Below are 22,964 nucleotides of genomic sequence, written 5' to 3'. Positions count from 1 at the left end.
TTATCTGCCTCCCCTGTTGGCAGCCCCGCCTCCGGCAGCGCCCGCTCCGCCCGGAGCATTTCCTCCTCCTCCGGCTGGCGCACCGCCTCCGCCCGGCGCAACGCCAGCCGGAATACCGCCTTGCTGAAACTGCTGACGAAGCTGGTCGATCTGCTGTTGGGTTCCGTTCTGCGCCCGTTGGCGAGTCGGTACGACGACCTGGTCGCCTTCCTTCAATCCTTCCACGACCTCGACGCTCGTCTTGCTCCTTACACCGAGCTTGATCGGTACGCTTTCTTTCGTGCCATCGGCATGTTTTACAGTAACGGACACGTTGCCTCTTTGAATTTGCAGCGCTTCGACCGGAAGCGTAAGAACGTCTTTTTTATCCTGGATCAATATTTCCGCCGTGCCGGTCATCCCGTACTTGAGCTGCTGGTCTCTGTTCGGAACGGCAACGATTGCATCGTAGTAGGTGACTCCATTCGAGGTTACCCCGACCGTCGATACTTGCGCCAGCTCCCCCTGAAACACTCTTCCGGCGAAGGAATCCACCCGGACTTCAGCTTTCAGGCCCGGCTTCATGCTCTGAATATCCAGCTCGTCTACTTGAATGGGCAGCGTCATAACGTCGAAGCTCGTTACCGCTCCGAACATATCTCCTATCTTCACGTTGGCCCCGGGTTGGAAGTTGGCGAGAACGTTGATTCTCTGATTGGCGAAATCGGTGGAAAATACGCCGTCGAACGGAGCTCTGAGCGTCAGCTCGTCGACGCGCAGCTGCGATTCCTTCACCGCGGCTTCCTGACGGTCAACGCTTTCCTTCTTGGCGGAGATGGAATCCTGCAGCGTATCGTTGACTACAATAGCGATCACTTCGCCCGCTTTGACGATATCGCCGCTCTTGTGCAGCAATTCGGATATCGCCCCGCTCGTATCGGCCAAAAAGGCGGTCGATTTGACATACTCCAGCTTGGCGTTTGCTTTGGATTTGATTTCCCGGCCGTTCAAGAGCGCGGTGCCGGAAACGTCCATTCCCGCATCGAGCGTACCGTCGTTATCGATGGCGATTTCCACGTCGACAAGCCGGTTTCCCGACGCATCCGCTCTCGTCTCTTTGCCTATCGTTTGCACTTTGCCCGTCTTTGTCAGAGCAAATGCGGCAATTGTCAAATCGATCGGGTCTCCCGGCTTCAGTTGAAGCGCTTCTTCCAGGGCGTACGACAGTTTCACCGTTAAGGAGGTGTTGGTCGATACCGTGCCGATCTTCGTCGTCTTATTGACTGTCGACCCGACGTCCAAATTTCCGGTTAGCGCCAGCTTGCCGCTCATAGGCGCGACAATTTTCAAGCTTTGCTGCTGCTTCTGCAAATCCGCCAAATCCTTTTGCAGCGTTTGCAGCGTGTTTTGTCCGTTTTTCAAGTTTTCTTCGACTTGATAACTGGAAATTTGCACCAAAATATCGCCTTTTTTAACCGGCATGCTTCGGGTCAGTTTCATCGTTCGGATCGTTCCTGCCGCGGGGGAAGTAATATTTTGAATACTTTGCGTCTGAAACTGGGAAGTTCCAGATACGGATAAGCGCACGTTCCCCTTTTTTACCGCAACCGTCGATTCCTGCTGTTGGGCGGCAGCAGGCCGTTCCGTCTTGTTCATAAACAAATATGTACCGCCGCCTCCGAAAACGATTACAATTGCCAATGCTAGCGCCCACTTGGTTCCACGTTTCAGTGCCATGTCCATCTTCCCTTTCCCCGCTACACCTAAGGTTACGTATAATATGTCTGAACTTTAACCTGCACACCGGGCCGGAATACCCGGCTTGGTCGTGCGCCACGCTTCTGATGCTGGCTTTCGCGCCAATCGTCCGGCAGGATTGCGATTTCCGCCGCCAAGCTCCTCCTTTCCAGGTCGCTAATCCCGGTCCGCAAAGGCGGCCCCGTTAATCTCTTTGTGTATAATCGCCAAGCGAGATTGCGCTTTCAAACAAGGAAATCAAATAAATGACCTGCGCCTGGGAAACGGCGAGACCTGCTTGGCGAATATCGGTTTTCAACACATATGGAGAGATTATAGGACGCAATTGTGAACCATTTATGAACAAAACCTTAAAACAAGGTAAAAGTGAAAGGCTGCCCGGTTACGGAGCAGCCCTGAGAACGAAGCTTATGATTGCGTCATCAGCTCTACAAGCCCTGACGTATAGTTCGACTTGATCTGTTCGCTTTCCTCCTCGGTAAAAATGCCTCGTGAGACATAACGGTTAATTTGTTTGCTTGTCGAACTGTAAAGCTCATAGATCAGATTGTCGTAGCTCCTGCCTGTCGCCCGGGAGATCGATTCGCCGCTCGCCAATCTGCCGAGCAAGACGTCTATATCGATATTCGCTATGGCAGCCAGTTCCGAGATCGCATTGTTCAACTTGAAGTCCGTATAGGAGCTTGGATCGATATCCGTCGCTTCCTCAGTCACCTCGGTGCAGCGTGTCTCCCCATTCTCTTCCGTCTCGCAAGTTTCCCAATTGTCCTCGTAAGTTGCTTGTCTTGCCTCCTGCTGTACATTCACACCGTATCCCGACTTATGGATGATCGCTGTCAGCTGCTCCCTTGCCTGCTCCTTCAGCCGTTCCGCATAATTCGCGGACAGCTTGCCTTCCAGCCACGCCTGATCGATCGAGATATCGATATTGTCGCTTAACGAACGGAGCAGCTCCGTGTCGGATAAACCCGAAGCGGCGGCAAGCGTACTGCCTGCGGCGAGCGCCGCGACGATTTCTTCCTCCTCCTTGTCGGATAACGCAACGGTTTGCGATATGACGAAGCCCAGCTTGTTATAGAGCAAATGTTGCCCATATTGCTCCATCCAGTTCGTAGTGGGCGAATCGTAGCCCTCGGTGTCCACAATCTTCCCGATCGCCCCGGCCCCTTCCGATTTCAAGGAGTCGGCTTCCTCGGCCGACATTTTACCCGCCTGAACGGCGAGGTCGAGCTCCCGGATGAGCGGCTCCGTTATCGCGTCCGCTAACGGCCCGTACACTTGTCCGGTTACGGACGCCAGGCTCCGCCCCTCATGAAGCGCCCTTCTCAATTGACTCGAATTGAGCTCGTATAGGGTTGCGGTCGTTTGAACGACTTCGGCGATATGGCTATTTACTATTTGCCGACCTACAACGGGGTCCTTCCGGAAAGAATCCGCGCCTCCGGACCCGGAGACGGCTTCGAGAATCGATGCCTCCGCACGTTTTTTCACTTGTTCCGACTCGTCGGCGGTCAGTGCCCCGAGCTGTACTTCGGCTTCCAGACTATGCCCGATCGATTGAACGAGCCTGTCCGCCAGCTCGGACTCGCTGAGTCCCGAAGCTTCCGCGAGCGTTTTTCCCGATTGTATCTCCTGTATGAACGTATCGTAATCCACATTCGCCAAAGCCGCCGCTAGTTCGCGCAGATTCGAGACGAATTTTCCGACCAGCACATCGATATAGTCCGTCCTCTCGTTTCCCGCTTTCGTCTGAGTGCCTCCCTCCGTCTGTGCATTGGCTGCAATGGGATACGCCGAGGTTTCCGCGAATACCGATTGCGCCGGCAGCGCCAGACCTCCCGAAGTCGTCAATAGCACGGCACTTACCAGAACGGCCAGCCGTTTTCTCATCGTTACTCTCATTTCGCTCCATCCTTTCTCGCTCACTGTCTCTATGTATGGTCCCTACGCAAATAAGAATAGGACGCCAATGTGTTATGTGTATGAACAAACGCTTAAACGAAGCTGAAAATAAACTAAAAAAATGCTTAAACTCAGTTTCTCGGCATAAGAGTGCCGACACCAAAAACACCCCACAAAGTGGAGCCTTGCTTCGAAGCTTATTCCAAGTACTTTGCGGGGACCCCGAAATAATAAAATCTATTCACACCAAAAAAACCGCCCTCCTCCGAGAGCGGTTCAACCTTGTAATGCTACTCCATGTTACTTGAAGTTTATGCTTGATTTCCTTGTATAGGCAGAAATACGCGTACCGTCGTACCCTCATTCAAGCTGCTTGTCAGCTCGATTTTGCCGCCATGCAGGCCAACGATTTTATGGACGATCGCAAGACCGAGACCGCTTCCGCTCCATTCCGAATTTTGGCGGGAATCGTCCGCTTTGTAGAAACGGCGGAAAATATGCTTCTGGTCTTCCGGCGAAATGCCGATGCCCGTATCGGTGACGGTGACCTCCGCCTGCTTGTCATCCTGAGTAAGGGAAATGATGATCCGGCCGTCAGGAGGGGTGAATTTGATCGCATTATGAAGCAAATTCGTCCATACCTGATTCAGCGAATCTTCGTCCGCGACGACGCGAACGGGAGGCAGCTCCAGCTCGATATCCAGACGTTTGCTCGACCATAGCGGCTCGCATGCGACCACGCATCTGCGAAGCTGCTCATCCAGCTCGATGCTCTTCGGATCGTAAGGATGATGCTCCGAGTCGAGCGACGCCAGCTTCAGCAAGTTTTCACTCAGACGGGAAAGCCGCGCCGATTCGCTCTCGATCAGCTTCAAATAACCGTGGCGCTCTTCGGCGTCCAGGGTGTCCTGCTGCAGCAGCTTGGAGAAGCCGCGAATCGACGTTAGCGGGGTCTGGATGTCGTGCGAGACGTTCGAGACGAATTCCTGCCTCATTTTCTCCATTTTCTTCAATTCTTCCGCCATATGGGTGATGCTTGCGGCCAGTAAGCCAAGCTCGTCCTTTTGCCGGATTTGCAGCCGGACATTGAAATCGCCGCCGGCGATTTTGCGGGTCGCCTCGGTTATTTTCTTGAGCGGTCTTACCAAATAAATGGCGGCAAGGACGATCAGGAACGTGCTTATAAACAAGATCGACCACATATTGCGAAAATCGAACAGCTCGAACCGGCGGGTCGGATTCGGTACGGAAGCGGATACGAACAGCGCATATCGCTTACCTCCGTATTCAAAAAAGGTACCTACACTTCCTTGCGGACAGTAATCGTTCTCGTTGTCCTGGAAGCTGGAAAAGGATCCGCCGTCCAATACTTCCGTTATATAACGTTCCGGGATCGTACACCTCGCATTGGCTCCAGGCCTCGACATGTAGCTTTCCCCGGTTTCGGAATAGAGGTACAGCTCCTGGCCCCGGTTCAGTTTACCGACAATCGATACGGTCTGGTTAATTTGCTGGGTTTCCGTTTTCTGGATGAGACGTACTACGAGCTTTGACGCATTTTGCAGCAGCTCCTCCACCCGGCTGTTCAATTGGTTGCGGTAATAATGAGAGAGCATGAAGCTGGATAACGCCAAGCTGCACCAAACGACGACAAAGATGACGATGGCGATGCGCAAATACAGCGTGCGGATCAAGGATGCACCTCTAGCCTGTAGCCGAGGTTGCGGATTGTAATAATCGACACTTTCTCGGAGGCGTGCTGCTCCAGCTTCTCCCGGAGCCGTTTGACATGAACGTCTACCGTTCTCGCGTCACCTTCATAGTCGACGCCCCATATTTGCTCGATTAATTGGGCACGGGTAAAAATATGGCCGGGGTTGCTCGCGAACTTGAACAGCAGCTCGAATTCCTTCGGCGGTATCATCGAGCTGATCCCGTTCACCGTCAGCTCGAACGTTTTGCGGTCGATCGTCACATCCCCGACTTGAACCGTCTCCGAATGTTCGATCCGGTACCGCTTCAGAAGCGCCTTCACCCGCATGACCAATTCCATCGGATCGAACGGCTTGACCATATAATCGTCCGTTCCGAGCTGGAAGCCTTTCAGCCTTTCGGCAATTTCGCCTTTGGCCGTAACCATGATGATCGGAACGTCCATCGTTTTTTTCAGATCCCGGCAAAAATCCCATCCGTCCATCACGGGCATCATAATATCGAGTACGATCAAATCTATTTTTACGTTACCGAGTACGTCGAGCGCTTCCTGGCCGTTCGCGGCTTCGAAAGTTGCGAATCCTTCCTGCTGCAAGAAGGCTTTGATCAGTTTGCGTATGGCGAGATCGTCGTCAACGATCAATATTTTGCTCATCTAAGTTCCATGTTCCTTTCGATCGGAAATGAATAGATCCTATCGGATCGGATCATATCATCCCATCCGTGACATACTCCCACCACCTACGCTAACGCTTAGAGGTGGGGGCTTCTTGGGACGTACCAGCTAACGCCAGCATTATTACCAAGCTATCCCCGTTTGCCCAACGGTTGTTATGAGTATGATTAGGCGATACCAAGCATTCGGCAACTTTCATTTTTGATGTTGATTGCGGCGTTTACGTCTCTGTCTAATTCTGCACCACAATGATTGCATACCCAAGTTCGATCTGCCAATGTCAGTGCTTTATTCTCGTGTTGGCAAAACCGGCACCGTTTGCTCGATGGAAACCATTTGTCAATAACAACAAGCTGTTTTCCTTGCTCTGCAAGCTTATATGCCAGAAAGGTTTTTAGCATGCCAAATCCATTGTCATTCGTGGACTTTGCCAGATTGAGACTTTGTGCCATCCCACGCATATTTAAGTCTTCAATCGCAACGGCTTCATAGGCATTGGCTATCTGCCTTGAGAGCTTATGCAAGAAGTCTTTACGTTGATTCGCTACTTTTTCATGCATTTTGGCAACTTTACGGCGTTGCTTTTCACGATTTTTGCTTCCTTTTTGCCGCTGGGACAGTTTACGTTGGGCTTTTTTTAGTTTTTCTTCCGCTTGATGGTAGAATTTGGGATAATCGGCATCATTGGCTTCGCTATCCACAAACAAGGATTGGGAGGAATAATCCAAACCTAATACCGTTTCTGATGTAGGTAGTACTGGTTCTATGTGGGCTTCGTATTCCACCAATATAGAAATATAATAGTTTCCTACAGGTGTTTTACTTATCGTTGCAGATTTGATGACTGCTTCTTTCGGCAATTGCCGATGCAGCTTAATCCGTACATCTTTTAGTTTTGGCAGTCGGATTGTTTTACTATCAATAAGTCGGATTGTACCGCCCTGGTTGTTCGTCGTATAGGATTTTCCGTCATGATGCTTGCTCTTGAATTTTGGAAAGCCTGCCGATTTATCTCTGAAGAAGTTTTTATAAGCGGTTTGCAGATGGAGTTGAGCATTTGCCAGAGCCAGACTGTCCACTTCTTTGAGCCATTCGAACTCCTTTTTGAAGTCGGCAGGAAGCCTGTATTTTTGTTTCCTCAATGCTTCTTTATCATCTTTGAATTGCTCATAGATTTCCTTACGATTCGCAAGCATTTGATTATACACAAATCGCACACAGCCAAAGGTTTTATTCATGAGAATTTCTTGTTCGGCATTAGGATAGATGCGGTATTTGAATGCCTTGTTCATACTTTCTCACCTTGGCTTTCGATATAACGTTTGACAACTTCAATCGGTGCACCGCCTGTTGTCAGCAGGCAGAAGCTTCTCGACCAGAAATATTCTTTCCATAATGATTTTCTGATCATGGAATGTTCTTTCTTGATTAGACGTGATGATGCACTCTTATAGGTATTAATGAATTTGGACAATTCGCTGTTTGGCTGCGCTTTGAACAAAATATGAACATGGTCTTTGTCGGGGTGACTGAATGATTATTATTGTCCAATTCCACTGTAATCACCGCCATATATAACTATACTACTGATTTTATCATGACGATGCTCATTTAGTAAGCGAAGCTTCGAAGGCGGCAATTCATCTCCCACCTATAGAGGATAGGAGACTTCTTGCCGCATGGGGTTAAAACCAGCTTAAAATCAACCGCTGCCGGACACGGCCAGCCGGCTCATCACGTCCGAGAAAGAATCATGAATCGTGTAACGGGCATTCACATCGTAGCGGGTGGCCGATTTGTTGATCAACAGCAGACGGTCGCCTTTATAATAGCGGACCAGTCCCGCCGCCGGATAAACGCTTAACGACGTGCCCGCGACGATCAGCATATCCGCCTCCGAAATCGCCTCTTCGGCTCCGGCGAATACGCGCTCGTCCAACGGCTCCTGATACAGCACCACGTCCGGTTTGACGATTCCGCCACATTTGCCGCACTTGGGCAACGTTCCTCCAAGCGCAAGCATCTCCTCGAGCGAGTAGAACGCGCCGCATTCCATGCAATGATTCCGATGCACGGAGCCATGAAGCTCCAGCACGTTGCGGCTTCCGGCCGCTTGATGAAGCCCGTCGATATTTTGCGTTACAAGCGCGCTTAGCTTGCCCGCCGCTTCCAATGCGACCAGAGCCGAATGACCGGGGTTGGGCCTCGCGCACCTGTGAATCATTTTTTCTTTATAGAACCGGTAAAACTCTTCCGTATGCCCCATAAAAAAATCGCGGCTCAACATCTCCTCGGGCGGATGCTCCGTCCCTTGCTGCGTCCGGAACAATCCGTTATGCGAACGGAAGTCCGGGATGCCGCTCTCGGTCGAAGTACCGGCTCCCCCGAAAAAGACGATTCGCGAGCTGGCTGATACGATATGCCGCAGATGTTGCAAATCCATCGTTACGATCCCTCCCGGTTATAAGAACAACGATTTGGCCAACAGCTCGTAGGAACGGATTCTAGTCTCGTAATCTTGCGATGTCGTCACTACGATAAACTCGTCAGCGCCAAATTGCTCCTGCATTTCGAGTAACTGCCGTCTGACGCTATCCGGAGAGCCGACGACAGCCCTCCCGCGGTACTGCCGCCGCACTCCGTCATCGATCGGCGCTTCACCGAGAAATGCGCGGGCACCCAGCTCGGCGCAGCGGGCCGCCTCCGAATCGGTCTCCGCGCATACGACGCTGACCGCTACGATTACTCGCGGTTCGGGACCTATACTCGTCGCTTGATAGCTTTCCCGATAAGAGTCGATAATCGGCTTCCCGTCCTGATCGCTCATGAAATGCCCGAACACGTAGCCGGTTCCGAACCGGGAAGCGAACTGCGCGCTTTTACTGTTCGTACCGAGCATCCATAATTCGGGGGCCGCGGCGGGAACCGGCCGCGCCGAGACACGCTGCTCCTCGATGCGGAAATCGTCCGACAGCAGTGAAACGAGAGACTGAATGGATTCCGGCAGCCGCCGCACCTGCTCCAGATAATTGTCGCTTAACGCCATCGAGGCATGCGCGTGGCCTCCGGGAGCGCGGCCGATGCCGAGGTCGATCCGGTCCGGGTACAAGGTTGCCAGCATATGAAACGTTTCGGCGACTTTATACGGCTTGTAGTAGGGCAATAACACCGCACCCGAGCCGATGCGGATTCGTTCCGTTTTCGCGCCGACATGTGAAAGCAGAACTTCCGGGCACGATGAAACGATGTTAGGCATATCATGATGCTCGGCTACCCAATAGCGGGAGTAGCCCAGTTTCTCGGCGGTTTGCGCGAGACGGACGGCTTGCATTAACGCATATTGCGGGTTCGCATGTTCCAATACCGGAACGAGATCCAGCACGCTTAGTCGGATACGCTTCATTCCCATTCCCCTTTGCTTCCAATTATTATAGCTCACATGTCAGGGAAACGGAATAAGTCCGCGATGCGGCTTGTCGAACTCTATGGATCTGTCGTTATTGACGTCAAATTGAATAACCCCGGCTCTGCGAGAACCGGGGTTTAGTATCGTTATTCTCACCGTCCGCCCCAACGGCGCAGATCGGGCAAATCGAAATATTGCAGCATGCCGGGCAACAGGATGCTTACCGTATCGTAAGACTCATAGAACCGCGAACGTACCCACGTTGCGACGCTCCCGATCCCCTCTTCCACAGTAACGTCCGTTATTCGATCGTCCAGCGCCGCGGCGAGCTCTGCATATATGCCGAAACGGCCGTGCGCATACAAGTTCGTCCGGTCGGGATTGCAATCGGGAATCAGCTTCACCATATCCACCGCGCGCATCACATCGTAAGCGCGTACGGCCGCCAAGCTGTCATCCAGCCAGAACAGATCCGTTGTCAGCTTATGGATCGTTCCAAACAAACCCCATACCGGCTGCGGATTGATCGGATGCGGCGTGCATACACCTTCCCCGGTAACGTCCAGTACGAGAACGACGCGGCCTTCGGCGCACGTCTTTCGAATCCAGGAGAGCTTATCCGCGAGCTTGTTCGTCCCCCGTTCCCACAATCCGATCGTCACGGGAAGACTAGTCCCTGCAAACTTCGGATCTCGGAATGCGAATCCGTGGTTGAATACGCCTTCCTGACTCCACCAGATGTAGCTTTCGACCGAAAGTACTTCCGTCGACGACAGCGTCAAATGCCTCGGATTCAATTGCGGGGCGGTACGGGTGCCGCAAATCCGCTCTCTTAGCCATGATAGCGCCCGCTCCTTGCGCTCGTCGTCCGACAATGCAGCGAGACGACGTTCGATTTCGTCCAGACGGTCGGCATTCTCCTCATAAACAGCGCGAGCGTCCGAGTAATCTCCCCGCACTTGCCCGCTGCGCGCACAATTCAGCACCTCTTGAGGAAACGGTACGATCGCGGAAGCATCCCCCTTCGTTTCCTTGACGCCGAGCAGATGCTCGGAGAAGAAAGCGGCAGCCGCATCCGCGAGCGGAGGACTGTATTGATGAACCGAACGGTCTTCCTTCAGGCCGGGCATGTGCGCCACTCCGAACAGCTCCCAGAACCGTCTCGTCCGCTCCACCGTCCGCCTCGTTCCTTCGATCGGGAAAAAATCGGATGTTACCGCCAATACCAATACGGGGCGTGGCGCCATCGCCATAATCAAATCCTCGTGGTCGAGGCCGTGCTTCGTCATGCCGGGCCAAATCTGCTCCGCATCCTGCGCCTGTCCGGCGTACAAGTAAGATTCCCGGTTCATGATAAAGGTGCCGGGAGCGGCTGCGGCGATGCGCGGATCGCACAGCATCACGAGACTCGTCTGCAAGCCTCCGCCGGAATTGCCGGTAACGCCGATCCGTTCCGGGTCGACAGAAGGCAAGCTGCACAAGTAATCGACCGCCCTCATCGCATCGTGGATAAAATAACGGGCAAGGCCGTCGCCGAGCGGCAGGCATTGACTACCGGCATAATCGTGCTCCCGTGTGCTTGGCTTGACGGGCAGTTCGCCGGTATCCGGCTCATAATAGCTTAACCGCTCTCCTTGACCGACCGGATCGACCGCCAGGACGATCAACCCTTCGGCGACAAGACGCTGGCAAACGTGCTGGTATCGATCGTACTGCTTCCCGTTGTCCGAATGTCCGCACAGAAACACGACTGCGGCACCCGGGCTTTGCAAGCCGTCGGGCATATACAGGTTGCAGGTAACGTAGGTTGATGGCCGCGACTCGAATATGACTTTGTCGATCCGATACCCGCCGCAGTCGACGGAACCGGTTACTGTCGGGTTCAACGGATGATCCGAGGGCGGCAATCCGCCGACGGCGTCGATCAGTTTCCGGCGCATGAGCGCTTGACGGGCTTTCAAGTCATCGACGGTCAAGATGCCGTCCCGGGCGCGATCCCCCTCGGCGAACGCCGACTTGGAGCGGTCATACACCCATCGTTTGAACTGGTCTTTTACATCATAAATGTGTAGCGCGAATTTCTCGAGATGCTCGATGCCCATACCCTGTCTCACCTTCCTCTATTCGAATAGAACGTATCCGAATTTCTCGGGCTTGTGGTAATCGACTTTGCCCGTCGGCGACCATGCCCAGTAATGTCTAGTCCCTTGCGGATCGGCGTCGATCCGGTAGAAGTTCATTCTCCAGCTCGTCCCAGGAATGGGCGGCTTCCCGAATGCGCTTACCGGCAGGTCGATGTCGAACACGAGCCAGCCGTCATCTCGAGCCGTGACCCGGGACCGCAGTCCCTCATGGTCCCAGCTCGTATTGACGATCGGCGGTTTGTCGGGTTTCTTCTCGATCAGAGCGTCGAATACGACATTGCGAGGACTGAACTCGTACTCCTTGTAATGCGTTCCCGCGCCGATCTCGTCAAGAAATATTTCCACGACATCTTCCCGATAAATCGGATCGTCGCGATTCGCATATGTAGCCACGACGTGATCGTCCTCGCATTCGAACCGAACGTGGACATATTCGGCGGACCTGCACATTTTCACGATCGTCCGCAATCTCGGCGCTTCTCCGTTTACCGTTCCGACCAGTTCCTTGCCTTCGATCCGCTGCCATTCGATGCCGGGACCGGATTCGAATCCGCACCGGTATACATAGTTCTCCACGGGCAAACTTCCTTTCTCACCGTCCTATTTCGCACGGCTCCGCTTCTATTCTAATCGTGATAGCAATCGGTTTCTAAGATGCGACTTCATTATAATACGCGCATTTTTTTGACGTCAATGCTATTATTCGCCTTCAAAACGAATAAGGACGAAAGCTGCCGCCTTCGTCCCGCTACGGATATACGTTCCTTGACAATTGTTCGCTCGCGAATTTGATCCGCCCGTGTACTTTCTCCCATATTTCACCGGTAACCCGGACGACCGGAATCGAGACGCTGATCGCGGCAACCGCCTTGCCCTCCGCATCATGGACGGCAGCAGCGACACACTGTACGCCTTCCACCGTCTCCCCCATATTGTATCCGAAGCCTTGGTCCCTGACCTTATCCAGCTCCGTCAGCAATTCGGGGAAGGTGGAGATCGTCTTGTCGGTAACTTTCTCGAGCGCATCTTCCGGATATATCGCGCGCAGCTCCTCCACGGTCATCCCGGCCAGCAGTACTTTACCGGAGGCGGTAGCGTGAAGCGGCCTCATATCGCCGGTATTCGGCGTAAATCTGAGAAATTGGGTGCTCGATTTCTCCCCGATATAGAGCAGCTTGTCGCCCAGCCGAATACTTAAATTAACCGTTTCGTTCAATTCGCTGAAAAGCTGATCGGCCACCTGCTGAAACTCTTCGCTCAAATTGCTACCCTTCAGCCGCTTGTTGCGGATCGTGAACAGCTTATGACCGAGCTGGAACTGTTTACCCGTCTTGTCCGTCTGCAAGTATCCCCGCTCCAGCATGTTCTGCAGCAGCAAGTACGTGCTGCTCGGCGGCGTCTTCAGCAGTCTGGATATTTCAGTCAAGCTGTACGAGTCTTTATCCCCGGCGTACAGTTCGAATATATCCAGCACTCGATCGGCCGACTTCACTTTATGCTTCTGCGGTTCCATCGATCGTACTCAACTCCTTGTTGACAATGACTCGTTACCTAATCATTGCAACGTGATAGGCTTCAACTATATGAATCATAGCCTAAAGGAGCGAGTTTCACAATGTAAATTGTTCGGGCCTGTCGACAGACGGCTTATCGGGACACGTGCGATTATTCAATCGGTACGGCGGCTGCATCATGGCCGAGCGGCCGTTTCTGCTCCAATGCGGCGCAGACCCGGTTTCTGCCGGTTCTTTTCGCTTCGTACAAAGCATTGTCCGCCCTGCGCACACACGACTCGAACGATTCCCGCTCGTGCCTTCTCCATTCGGCTACGCCGATACTGGCCGTGCAAGGATAGGAACCGTCGCCGATACGGAACGGAAATTGTCTTACCGCTTTCAGCAATCGTTCCGCAGCCTCTTGCGCTTCATTCAAATCGTGATCCGGCAGCAGGATGACGAATTCCTCTCCCCCGAATCTGCCGGCGATTCCTTTCGCGGGAAGCTCGCCGCGAATGACGGAAGCGAATTGCTTCAGAATCAAGTCCCCGGTCTCATGGCCGTATGTGTCGTTGATCTTTTTGAAATAGTCGATATCCATCAGCAGCAGCGATACCGGGCGGTTGACCGAACGCGTTTGCAATGCTTCAAAATGTCCCACTATGTATCTCCTGGAATACAGGCCGGTCAAAAAGTCGGATTCCGCCTGCTTCTTGGACAGAATCATCAAAGCTTCGGCCTGTTCTTTCTCCATTCGGATCGACTGAATTCGCGAAGCCAGTCCGAGGGACAGAACGATCGCCTCAAATAGGGAGCCGGTCTGGGAAGCATACCGGATATGAGCGACTTGAGGCAGTATGCCGGCGTCAGCGAGCAATGTCAGGACGCTTCCTACCATAAATACGCCCCAGCCCGCCATGAAAAATCGGGCGGGCATAAAGCCCCGCCACAAGCTCGCCGCCCCCACGCCCACGATCGTCAGGTCGATCAGGACGACCATGCAGGCCGCCATTTGCAGTCCTGAACTGTAATCCGCGAACAGCAGCGCGATGTTCACCATCTCGAACATTATGAATCCGGAGAACAGCCGGTATATTCTCGGATAGTAGGAGTCCAGCTTCAGGAAGGTGCGCGTGAACAGAAGTGCGGCAATATGCGCCAGGCAAATGAAGAAAACGATCGCCCGATTGTTCCACCACACCGCTTCCGGCCATAAGTATTGATAAGCTATTCCGTTCAGCGAGGAATAGAGCAGCGCCGCGGTCACATTGATACAAACATAATAAACGTATTCTTTGGACCGCAACGAAACGGCCAATATCGTGTTGTATACGCTCATGACGATCAGGATGCCGAAGAACGCGCCCATCAGCAAATCCGTCGCCTTCTGCTGCTCGGCGTGCTGAACCGGCGTCGCGATCCGGACCGGGAAAATCATCGCTCCTTCGGTTTCGAACCGGAGAATGACGGTTTTCGTTTCATTCGGACCGAGCTCGAGACGAAACGAATAATCGGGATTGCGGACTTCCCTCCAAGCAAACGGAAAAGCGTCTCCCGAGCTTCGATGCTCCCACTGCCCGGGCATATCGGGTATGTACAAATCGATTTGATCCATCGGCGGCTGGTCGATGTTCAGCAGCCATTGCCGCTGCCGCGAGTTGTTTTCCAGCCGCAGCTTCGCCCAATACACCGATTTCGTATAGCCGAAGCTCGGAATACGTTGTTCGTTTCCCGAGAACCGCCGGGCAATGTCCGGATTATCCATATCGACGATCGTCAAGCTTCCGTCCCGGTCCTCCAATATTTCAAGATACCGGCTGGCATCGTATGTCCGGTTTGTCTCATTTAATTGCATGACTGCCGGAGCAGATGCCCCGGACGCTTCGGGGATCCATGCAATATAGCTTATCGCCATCAGGAACAGCATCGTCAAGATCCTCAAGTCCATCATCTCCGTCGATCAAGCTGCAGCTTTAAGGCTGTTGAAAAAGTCTGCAAGAGAGGAAGCACTGAAGGCAAGAGGTGGGGGAATGCGCTCCACTTCCGTTAAAATCGTGTTGTTTTTATAAATTACAGCGGTTACAACACGATTTTAAAGTCAGCCGCTACGCTTTACGCACATCTCCCCCACCTCTTTTGGTATTCCAACTCTCGCTTTAGACTTTTTCAACAACCTGAGCATTTACACTTGTTGAGTGTACCAGACTTTACCGGAAATCCATATGTGAATTAATTAACAAAAACAAAAACGGCGCTACCCAAAAGGGAAGCGCGGTTCAAGACAGCATAGTCCGGTCAAACGGGCATCGCGAAATCGATGCCCGTTTTCTTGAGCACCGAACGGAACAAAGGCGGCAGCGGCGCGGTGAAGGTCCTGCCGTCGGCAAGCGAAATTTTCCATGCATGCAGCAGCTGATGATTGACGTCCCCGAACGCTTTGCCGCCGTATTTGATATCGCCGAGCAGCGGATGCCCGATGCTTTGCAGATGCGTACGGATTTGATGGGTACGCCCGCTGATCAGCTCCACCTCGATCAAAGTGTATCCTTGGCCCGCTCTGAGCGGCCGGTAATGAGTAACTGCTTCTTTTTCCGCTTGATCGGCACCGTTTCGGAGCGAATCGTCTCCCTTCACGACCCGGGTCCGGTTGCCGCTCTCGTCGCGGACCAGCTTGGCGTCCACCGTGCCGCCTGCCGTCAGCGCGCCCTCCACGACGGTCATGTAATACTTGTCCAGCTCCCGCTTCTGAATCCATTGGTTCAGCTGGTGCAGCATACCGGCCGTTTTGCCGATCAGTACCAGGCCGCTCGTGTTGCGGTCCAGCCTGTTGGCCGTTGCCGGCAAAAAGAGACGGCTGTCGAGCTCTCCTTTTTTGTGCAGATAGGCATGCACACGCGTAATCAACGTTTCCTTCTGCTCCGTCTGATCCGGATGAGTAAGCAGCCCGGCCGGCTTGTTGACGACAAGCAGCTCCCCGTCCTCGAACACGACGTCGATTTTGGAAATGACGCCTGCGAATTTGACCTTCTTCTCCACCGCTCCGACGTTCGCCTCTTTGAACGTATCTTCCTCGATATGAATCGTCAGCTCGTCCCCGGCAGCAAGCTCGTACGTATCCTTCTTTCGTTTGCCGTTCACTTTCACCTTGCCTTGATCGATCATTTTATAAATTTGGCCCAACGGATAATTGGGCATCAAGCTTCTGACATAGCGATGCAGTCGTTTTCCGCTTTCGGATGGCGTCACGATGCGGGTAATCATTGTCGTTTGCACTCCCCGGCACGGCTCGTTCGTCCGTATCATTTTCCTTGTTCGAATATACATCATACCATGTTTGGCCGGAAACCGGAATTCGCCCGGAGCAGCGTCCCGTCTCCAGCAAGCAAAAACGGCCGCACCCGGCAGCCGCTGTAACCCTCGTCTCAAACTTTGAATTTTTCGATCATGCCGTTCAATTCTCAGTACAACGTTTTGGACTATCCGATTTTGTTTACGTTCAACTTTTTCAAGCCACTTTCCGATAGTCTCGCTTTTAGTCCGTCAGCTTCCGCCTTGATGCAACCGTCTTGTGCCGAAATAATCGGAATACATGGGGATGACCATCCAATGCGGCGAACGGTTCGCCCGGGTCGGCGTGTCCGAACAGCCAAGTCGTCGTTCCGTCATAAATTGCGACAGGGATATCCCGGATGTGAAAGTGCTTCCACTGGATGTTGGAGGCCAGCTTCACAACTTTCCCCATAATATCGACGGGTGTCATACGGACGGCCTAACCTTTCTTCCGACCGCCGCGAAGTGAGCGGGCAGCACATCGACCGACGAATCCAAACGTTCCAATTCATCGACGCGGATGACGGAGAAGCCCGCCTCCATAAAATCGTTCAGATAGGCCGACAGCGGCCTGTGATAAGCTCCGAGCGTCGATCGAATCGTACCGGTTCCTTGCGATTTCCAGAATTGTTCCTTATAGTCCAGCACTTTCCGGGAGCCGTCTCCGAGGGGATGGCTGAAGGGCGACTGGAAGCAAGGATGCATGATGACCCAGATCATGACGCCGTCCGGCTTCAATATACGGCGGGAAGCGCGGAACACGGCCCGATGGTCCGGCACGTCCATCAGCATGACGCTCGAAACGACATAGTCGAACGACTCGTCAGGCAAGCTGCCCAAGCTCATCGCATCGTCTTGAACCCATCGGACACCCGCGATATCGCCCCGCGCGATCGCAATCTGTTCGGCGCTCAAATCTACGCCGGTCACACGTGCTCCCGCGAATGCCATCCTACGGCATAATTCCCCTTGACCGCAGCCGATGTCGCAAATTGATTTATTGCGAATATCGTCCAAACGTGTCAACTGCCGCATAATGTAGCGGAATGAAGCCTCCGGGCCGCCTTTCTTCACCATCTCCCGGTATTGCTCGGCAAATCCGTCGTACTGGGCCATCGTATGTTCCTCCCGTATTCCCATATAATTAATGCCATTAATTACTTACTTGCATTTCATTTCAACAAATATTTATGTATCGCCAGATGGACGCCGTCTTCTTTATTGGAAGCCGTCACCGCATTCGCTCTTTGCTTGATCTGCCATGGTGCATTCCCCATTGCAACGCCAAGGCCGGCATATTCGAGCATGCCCAGATCGTTGTAAAAATTGCCGATAGCCATCACTTCTTCCCGACCGATACCGTACGAGCGGGCCAAACGCGCGAGCGACTCCGCTTTACTCGCATTCGGATGCATAACGTTCATAAAAAAATCTTTCATGTATTTTTTCTGCACCGAATCGATTATTTGCCATCCGCCTATTCGTTTCCGGTCATCTACCGTAAACTTCATGACCGGTTCATCCGTCAACAGGAGATTGTCACTAAGCGAATAATGGATTTCGAATTTGCGATACCGGTCGATTTGGTAATCGTCCATCCTTTCGACAAACACATCGAATGCCGTACACGCGGAGCAATGGATATCGTACTTGCGGCAGTGAGAAATGAACGGAGCCACATCCCCGATCGGAAACGACATTTCGTCAATAACGTTTCTTGTAACCGGATCTATTGCAGCGGCTCCGTTATAAGCAATGAGCGGGTCCGTAAGTCCAAGCTGCGAAACGATGCCACCGCTCTGCCGGAAGCTTCGTCCCGTGCAAAGCACGACCTTCACACCCGAGTCGACCGCTGTCCGGATGCTTTGAATCGTAGGCGGCGTCAGCTGCCCCCGGTCATTCAAAATCGTGCCGTCAATGTCCAGTGCAAGCAGCTTGTATTTCAATCGCGCCACCCCCTCGGATTAGACAATGTTTACTTCGTACGTTCGCCTATCTCGCAAAGCAGCCGGCCGACGAACGACGGATTCCCCCACAGGATGAACCGGCTCTTCTTCTCCTCCTCCACATACAAATACTGAAATTTAGCTTTGCCTCTTGACGGATCGTCCCCGTTCATGAACTCGATCAGATGCCGGGAAATATCCGCCGCTTCCCGAGCGTCGATCCAGCAATCCAACACCGAGCAAACTTGAACCTTCCCATCGGCCTCCATATGACCGCCGTTAACAAACGAGACGATATCCCGGTTCATCCCTTCCTGCAGCTTTCGTACATGGCCTCCCGCGAACTTCTCGGCGTCTTCCTCCCGAATTCTCCATTCCCCGCCGACTTTGCTCGCGATCAGCCTGCCTTCCCGGATATATCGGCGAATCGTTCTCGGATGCATCTCCAATAGCCCTGCCAATTCTTCTACCGTGTACATAAGATTCAACTCCAAATATTCCCATATCCTCTTCAGTTTACTTTGCAAACGGATTCATGTCAACAAATCAATGTAATAATAGGTAACAATACGTAATAGTTCGGACAAAGATAAATCGTATTTTTATTTCCACCCATTTTGTCGTACAATTATCGGTATTGAAAAATGAGAGAAATGCGTGGTGCCGCCAGTGAGAGATTCCGGTAATTATTCCAGACCCAATCCGTCAGGCAAGCAAGGTCAGCGGCGCAAGCCCGCACCCCCGAACGACAACAGCCGCCGTGACAAAAAAGGAGCCGCCCCGGCTAAATTCAGCCGGCAGGATGGCCCCAAGCCAACGATCAAATCGGGCAGATCCGATAAATCCTACCCAAGCAAGCCAAGCCGCGACGGCGCGCCCGATCGAAAAGGTGCCGCAATCCAGCCCAAGACCGGGATCAGCTTGAAATCCGGCCGGCGCAAAGGCGAATGGCTTGAAATCAAACTGCCGGAGGGCCTTGCGGGTGCGCCGATCGCCGTCATCTTGAAGCAGCTTCCCCTGCCCGCCAAGCTGACCGCCAAATGGATGGCGACGAACGGCGCCGTCAAGCAGGGCCAGCTTCTCAGACTGAAGCTGTTTCCGCACGAATCTCCGGGATTCCCGGCCGACTGGATGGAGCTGAACGTTTTGTACGAGGACGATTTTACCCTCGTGGTCAACAAGCCCGTCGGGATGGAAGTGCATCCGAGCGTACAAGGACAGCGCGGGACGCTGGCCCACGCGGTGGCGGCCTACTATGAAGCGTCCGGACAGCCGTGCAGAGTGCGCCATATTCACAGGCTGGATAAAGAAACGACCGGACCGGTCCTGTATGCCAAGAACGAATATGCCCACTACGAATTCGATAAAGCGATGCGCGAGAAAAAAATCGAACGCATCTATTTAGCCGTCGCGGAAGGCGTATTCGAGCAGCGGAAAGGGAAAATCGACAAGCCGATCGGACAAGACCGCCACCATTCGACCCGCCGCCGTGTCAGCGAAACCGGCGATCCGGCCGTCACGCTGTTCGAGGTCGTGGATACGTTCGTCAACCATACGTTAGTCCGTCTCCGTCTTGAGACCGGTCGCACGCATCAGATTCGCGTCCATCTATCGTCGATCGACCATCCGCTTGCCGGGGACGGCATGTATGGCGGTACCCGCCGGTATATTCACAGACAGGCGCTGCATGGGGAAAAGCTGGTGTGGCATCATCCATGGACAGGCGAACGTATGGAAGTGCGCGCCCCGCTGCCCGAGGATATGAGCAGGCTGCTCGATCAGCTGCGGGCTGAGATGGACGGGCTTTGAGTCCGCATATGCAATATAAAAAACCGTCCGGGAAACGCCCGGACGGTTTTTGGTGTGCAAACCCATACGTTTGCGCGTTGGAGGGAATGGGTACCGGCTCCAACCGCTCCCCAGAATCGTGATGTCTGGATGGGATTATGGTAACACGACCGGCCTCGACCCACTTAATGGAAAACATACAGTACATGTAACAAGAATAGAACAAGTATCGAGGCATAACGGGAAAACCTACAGCTAATCTCGTCATAATTGGACCCAAAAAGCAAATTCGATAAATAATACTGTAGGTTTTCCAGTTAACTACTCGAAGAAGCAAAGAAATCGAAAAAATAACGGCATGTTTTCCAGTTACGGGAGAGGAAACGGTGCGATCGAGCTGGAACATGGCCCGGGTAGCTTCAATAAGATCGACAATTGGCGTAGTCTCGTCGAGACTATGCTATAAATTTCTGAATCCGGCAGGCAATTCGCCCGTCCTGCGAATTCTGCGGATTTGCTCCAGCGTAAGCCGGACATTCGACGAAATCAATGATTCGACGTTGTTGCCGCCGATAAAATCGCGCAAATCGGCAATGTTGCGGTTCCCTCTGAATACCCGGAACAGTCCTTTGCAGTTCGAGCGTGAAAACAAGACAAGTGTAGCGTTCGGATTTGTGGAGAAAAAGCGCAGGCTTTCCACATCGCCAAACCGGGCTTCCAGGCTGCGGATACCCGCGCTGCCGCGAACGACGCTCTCTCTGCCCCTGTAGTTTTCTTCGCTGAACAGAGCGAGTCTGGGGTAAGTCTGCAAAATCGGCTTTTGCATTCCCTTATCTCCTCCCATCCTATACATATCAAACTATGCTAGGAGGAGATTTGCGATTGGACGCTTCTCCGGAAAATTCCCCCCATTTCCCGGGGAAGCGCAAAAGTCGATAAAAACACTATTAACGCGACAGACGAAGGCTCTATTCGACTTCCGATTGTCGATTCGATGGTAATTCTAGCGACCGGCGGACTCGATCCAAACCGTTTTCTCGCGAACGGGAATCCGTTTTTTTACAGGCAGAGGCAGCTGAGGAACGCCCAAATAAAGGAGCGCCACAAGCTCTTCGCCTTCTTTCAGGCCGAACGCCTGCCGCATGATCGAATGATACATCGGTTCACCCGAACGCCAGATCGCCCCGAGTCCGATTGCATGGGCCGCCAGAAGCATATTTTGCACGGCGCAGTGAGCTGCGGCAAACTCCTCGACCCGGCATACTTGCGGGTCCGGGCTTGGCGAGACGGCCACGGCGATCACGACCGGTGCCCGGAATGCTTTCGCCCCCTGCTTCGTCCGGATGTCCGCTTCCTCTACCGCTGCTCCGGATGCGCGTGCATGATCGATTGCAATGTCCGCATACGCGTTCGCCAGCACACTGCGGCCTTCGCCCGTCATGACGAAGAAACGCCAAGGCTCCGTATTATGATGACTCGGAGCCCAATTGCCCGCCTCCAGTATTTGCTCAATCTGTTCCTTGGAAACCGGTTCATCCTTCAACATTCCTACCGATCTTCTTCCGCGTATCGCATCGAATAACTCCATATCTTCACTCCCGTTTCCGCTCATTCAAACTTATAAGATCAAACTCGTATCCTAAAGATACCATACTGCATAACCTAATTGAAAATGCAAATCATTTTCATAAGCATATTTAAAAAAAGCCGGAACGCCCTGCAGCGCCCAGCCTTCGGTCATTCCCCGGATTCACGCCTTTCCAGCCGCTCCCTGCTTCGCCAGCGGAACGGTCCAATCGGCTTCCTTGATCCAGGTGCGGCCAATAAATTCCCTACCCCTCAGTACGATTTTGTCGGCGAATACTTGGACATACAAGCCTTGAGCCACATTTTCCCTATATGGCCTGTATTGCGCATTCAGGACTCGACCGACGGACGAATTGTGGAACCAGTGAAACGTTTCTTTCACATAATGTGCGCGGCCGTTCTGGAAGTCCTGATGCGTATGGCCGGAGAAAAGGAATACGTTCGAATGCGGCTTTAAAATTTCCCGGAATTCTTTGGCCCTTATGAGCGAGTGACTTCCCCCGTTCTGACCGACCGCCGGGAGAGGCTGATGGATCATGACAAATACGGGTTTGTCGTCTTTCCGCGCCGCCAAACGTTCCTTCAGCCAAGCAAGCTGCTCGTCGGAATACCACGCGCCTTCGCTGACGTCGGGCTTTTCCTGAACGTACGTTTCCTGGGACAGCAGCAATACTTGGTATCCGTTCAGCGTCGCTTCCGAATACGGCTTGTCAAGCTGGAACTGCTTCATGAACGCTTGCCTCGATCCCGCATCCGACTTCCCGTTCGGCATCGTTTCCTTGCTCCATGCCCCGTCCTTGCTGATCCATATATTGTAGTAGTCATGATTGCCCATATTCGCATGAATCGGCGGCAGTTTGTAGCCTTTCAATATTTTGCGGAATTCCTCGTAATCTTTATCCGTAGCGGATTCCGTCACGTCCCCGGTTATGAGAATCGCCTCTACCTTCGATTCGAAATCGGTCATGTCGTCGAGCGCACGGCGAAAGTTTTCGCTCGGATAAGCGATTCCGCTGTTGATGTGCAGGTCGCTCACGATCATGAAGGAGAGCAGCGCGCCCGAGCTATCGTTCTTGTTGCCGAGGACGACACTTTCGCCTCTGTCTCTTCCAAGAACGGATACGCCGCCCCCAGTACCGGACTCCCGGTTGAACACGTATTTCCATACGCCTCCCGCGGCGGCAGCCGTCAAGACGCCGGCGGCCAATAGTCTCTTTATAAACGTTCTTCTGTTCATAT

The 22,964-nt window shown here is 53.1% G+C and carries 20 protein-coding genes and 1 pseudogene; 1 reads left to right on the top strand and 20 read right to left on the bottom strand.

Annotated elements, in window-relative coordinates:
* The 17 genes and pseudogenes from FE783_RS04435 to FE783_RS04355 all read right to left on the bottom strand — a co-directional run bounded on the left by FE783_RS04435 (window position 1) and on the right by FE783_RS04355 (window position 18,829).
* Window positions 1–1,716: an efflux RND transporter periplasmic adaptor subunit gene (locus tag FE783_RS04435; RefSeq protein ID WP_138878116.1), complete on the bottom strand. Its 1,716-nt coding sequence runs from the start codon at window positions 1,714–1,716 to the stop codon at window positions 1–3.
* Window positions 1,717–2,145: 429 nt separating this feature from the next.
* Window positions 2,146–3,639, bottom strand: a complete 1,494-nt coding sequence (locus FE783_RS04430; protein ID WP_138878115.1) for a hypothetical protein — start codon at window positions 3,637–3,639, stop codon at window positions 2,146–2,148.
* A gap of 311 nt (window positions 3,640–3,950) precedes the next feature.
* Window positions 3,951–5,333 carry a sensor histidine kinase gene (locus FE783_RS04425; protein ID WP_138878114.1) on the bottom strand — a complete coding sequence of 461 codons (1,383 nt, stop codon included), beginning with the start codon at window positions 5,331–5,333 and terminating at the stop codon, window positions 3,951–3,953.
* Entirely contained in the window at window positions 5,330–6,007 is a 678-nt protein-coding gene (locus FE783_RS04420; RefSeq protein ID WP_138878113.1) for a response regulator transcription factor, read from the bottom strand. The genes FE783_RS04425 and FE783_RS04420 overlap by 4 nt, the downstream gene beginning before the upstream one ends.
* A gap of 188 nt (window positions 6,008–6,195) precedes the next feature.
* The gene (locus tag FE783_RS04415) at window positions 6,196–7,320 is read right to left on the bottom strand and encodes an RNA-guided endonuclease TnpB family protein (protein ID WP_138878112.1); all 1,125 of its coding nucleotides are present in this window, start codon (window positions 7,318–7,320) and stop codon (window positions 6,196–6,198) included.
* Window positions 7,317–7,550: pseudogene (gene tnpA, locus FE783_RS04410) on the bottom strand (IS200/IS605 family transposase); the annotation flags it as partial. The pseudogene tnpA and the gene FE783_RS04415, both read right to left, overlap by 4 nt.
* A gap of 180 nt (window positions 7,551–7,730) precedes the next feature.
* A complete protein-coding gene (locus FE783_RS04405; RefSeq protein ID WP_138878111.1) occupies window positions 7,731–8,471 on the bottom strand; it encodes an NAD-dependent protein deacylase in 741 nt (246 codons plus the stop codon).
* Window positions 8,472–8,489: 18 nt separating this feature from the next.
* Window positions 8,490–9,431 (bottom strand): LLM class flavin-dependent oxidoreductase, encoded by a 942-nt coding sequence (locus FE783_RS04400; RefSeq protein WP_138878110.1) that lies wholly within the window; start codon window positions 9,429–9,431, stop codon window positions 8,490–8,492.
* Between the two features lie 155 nt (window positions 9,432–9,586).
* Entirely contained in the window at window positions 9,587–11,536 is a 1,950-nt protein-coding gene (locus tag FE783_RS04395; RefSeq protein WP_138878109.1) for an alpha/beta hydrolase family protein, read from the bottom strand.
* Between the two features lie 18 nt (window positions 11,537–11,554).
* Window positions 11,555–12,154, bottom strand: a complete 600-nt coding sequence (locus FE783_RS04390) for a carbohydrate-binding family 9-like protein (RefSeq protein WP_138878108.1) — start codon at window positions 12,152–12,154, stop codon at window positions 11,555–11,557.
* 172 nt (window positions 12,155–12,326) lie between these two features.
* Window positions 12,327–13,091: an IclR family transcriptional regulator gene (locus FE783_RS04385; RefSeq protein ID WP_138878107.1), complete on the bottom strand. Its 765-nt coding sequence runs from the start codon at window positions 13,089–13,091 to the stop codon at window positions 12,327–12,329.
* A gap of 152 nt (window positions 13,092–13,243) precedes the next feature.
* Entirely contained in the window at window positions 13,244–15,016 is a 1,773-nt protein-coding gene (locus FE783_RS04380; RefSeq protein WP_158301615.1) for a sensor domain-containing diguanylate cyclase, read from the bottom strand.
* A gap of 353 nt (window positions 15,017–15,369) precedes the next feature.
* Window positions 15,370–16,335 carry an RluA family pseudouridine synthase gene (locus FE783_RS04375; protein ID WP_158301614.1) on the bottom strand — a complete coding sequence of 322 codons (966 nt, stop codon included), beginning with the start codon at window positions 16,333–16,335 and terminating at the stop codon, window positions 15,370–15,372.
* A gap of 271 nt (window positions 16,336–16,606) precedes the next feature.
* Entirely contained in the window at window positions 16,607–16,834 is a 228-nt protein-coding gene (locus tag FE783_RS04370) for a hypothetical protein (RefSeq protein ID WP_138878104.1), read from the bottom strand.
* A complete protein-coding gene (locus FE783_RS04365; protein ID WP_158301613.1) occupies window positions 16,831–17,520 on the bottom strand; it encodes a class I SAM-dependent methyltransferase in 690 nt (229 codons plus the stop codon). The genes FE783_RS04370 and FE783_RS04365 overlap by 4 nt, the downstream gene beginning before the upstream one ends.
* A 56-nt stretch (window positions 17,521–17,576) precedes the next feature.
* A complete protein-coding gene (locus tag FE783_RS04360; protein ID WP_158301612.1) occupies window positions 17,577–18,350 on the bottom strand; it encodes a Cof-type HAD-IIB family hydrolase in 774 nt (257 codons plus the stop codon).
* A gap of 29 nt (window positions 18,351–18,379) precedes the next feature.
* Window positions 18,380–18,829, bottom strand: a complete 450-nt coding sequence (locus FE783_RS04355; RefSeq protein WP_138878101.1) for a helix-turn-helix domain-containing protein — start codon at window positions 18,827–18,829, stop codon at window positions 18,380–18,382.
* A gap of 190 nt (window positions 18,830–19,019) precedes the next feature.
* Here FE783_RS04355 and FE783_RS04350 point away from each other — a divergent pair, with 190 nt between their 5' ends.
* Window positions 19,020–20,159, top strand: coding sequence for an RluA family pseudouridine synthase (locus FE783_RS04350; RefSeq protein WP_238402850.1), 1,140 nt, complete (start codon window positions 19,020–19,022; stop codon window positions 20,157–20,159).
* 439 nt (window positions 20,160–20,598) lie between these two features.
* Here the strand turns inward: FE783_RS04350 and FE783_RS04345 are convergent, their stop codons facing one another.
* The 3 genes from FE783_RS04345 to FE783_RS04335 form a co-directional block, all read right to left on the bottom strand.
* On the bottom strand, window positions 20,599–20,964 hold the full coding sequence (locus tag FE783_RS04345; protein ID WP_138878100.1) for a hypothetical protein: 366 nt from the start codon (window positions 20,962–20,964) through the stop codon (window positions 20,599–20,601).
* Window positions 20,965–21,141: 177 nt separating this feature from the next.
* Window positions 21,142–21,726, bottom strand: coding sequence for a nitroreductase family protein (locus FE783_RS04340; RefSeq protein ID WP_138878099.1), 585 nt, complete (start codon window positions 21,724–21,726; stop codon window positions 21,142–21,144).
* 162 nt (window positions 21,727–21,888) lie between these two features.
* Complete coding sequence (locus tag FE783_RS04335) at window positions 21,889–22,962, bottom strand: metallophosphoesterase family protein (protein ID WP_138878098.1); 1,074 nt, start codon at window positions 22,960–22,962, stop codon at window positions 21,889–21,891.
* Window positions 22,963–22,964: the final 2 nt, after the last annotated feature.

Origin of the sequence: Paenibacillus mesophilus (assembly GCF_005938385.1) — a bacterium.
GTDB classification, from domain to species: Bacteria; Bacillota; Bacilli; order Paenibacillales; family NBRC-103111; genus Paenibacillus_AB; species Paenibacillus_AB mesophilus.
This window is presented reverse-complemented; position numbering and strand designations above follow the sequence as displayed.

What these genes read in the sequence shown, in the direction of transcription:
- FE783_RS04340 (WP_138878099.1), bottom strand. Translation starts at nt 21,726, where the DNA reads ATGGAGTTATTCGATGCGATACGCGGAAGAAGATCGGTAGGAATGTTG.
- FE783_RS04430 (WP_138878115.1), bottom strand. Translation starts at nt 3,639, where the DNA reads ATGAGAGTAACGATGAGAAAACGGCTGGCCGTTCTGGTAAGTGCCGTG.
- FE783_RS04365 (WP_158301613.1), bottom strand. Translation starts at nt 17,520, where the DNA reads ATGGCCCAGTACGACGGATTTGCCGAGCAATACCGGGAGATGGTGAAG.
- FE783_RS04375 (WP_158301614.1), bottom strand. Translation starts at nt 16,335, where the DNA reads ATGATTACCCGCATCGTGACGCCATCCGAAAGCGGAAAACGACTGCAT.
- FE783_RS04335 (WP_138878098.1), bottom strand. Translation starts at nt 22,962, where the DNA reads ATGAACAGAAGAACGTTTATAAAGAGACTATTGGCCGCCGGCGTCTTG.
- FE783_RS04415 (WP_138878112.1), bottom strand. Translation starts at nt 7,320, where the DNA reads ATGAACAAGGCATTCAAATACCGCATCTATCCTAATGCCGAACAAGAA.
- FE783_RS04405 (WP_138878111.1), bottom strand. Translation starts at nt 8,471, where the DNA reads ATGGATTTGCAACATCTGCGGCATATCGTATCAGCCAGCTCGCGAATC.
- FE783_RS04385 (WP_138878107.1), bottom strand. Translation starts at nt 13,091, where the DNA reads ATGGAACCGCAGAAGCATAAAGTGAAGTCGGCCGATCGAGTGCTGGAT.
- FE783_RS04345 (WP_138878100.1), bottom strand. Translation starts at nt 20,964, where the DNA reads ATGCAAAAGCCGATTTTGCAGACTTACCCCAGACTCGCTCTGTTCAGC.
- FE783_RS04355 (WP_138878101.1), bottom strand. Translation starts at nt 18,829, where the DNA reads ATGTACACGGTAGAAGAATTGGCAGGGCTATTGGAGATGCATCCGAGA.
- FE783_RS04420 (WP_138878113.1), bottom strand. Translation starts at nt 6,007, where the DNA reads ATGAGCAAAATATTGATCGTTGACGACGATCTCGCCATACGCAAACTG.
- FE783_RS04395 (WP_138878109.1), bottom strand. Translation starts at nt 11,536, where the DNA reads ATGGGCATCGAGCATCTCGAGAAATTCGCGCTACACATTTATGATGTA.
- FE783_RS04370 (WP_138878104.1), bottom strand. Translation starts at nt 16,834, where the DNA reads ATGACACCCGTCGATATTATGGGGAAAGTTGTGAAGCTGGCCTCCAAC.
- FE783_RS04435 (WP_138878116.1), bottom strand. Translation starts at nt 1,716, where the DNA reads ATGGCACTGAAACGTGGAACCAAGTGGGCGCTAGCATTGGCAATTGTA.
- FE783_RS04400 (WP_138878110.1), bottom strand. Translation starts at nt 9,431, where the DNA reads ATGAAGCGTATCCGACTAAGCGTGCTGGATCTCGTTCCGGTATTGGAA.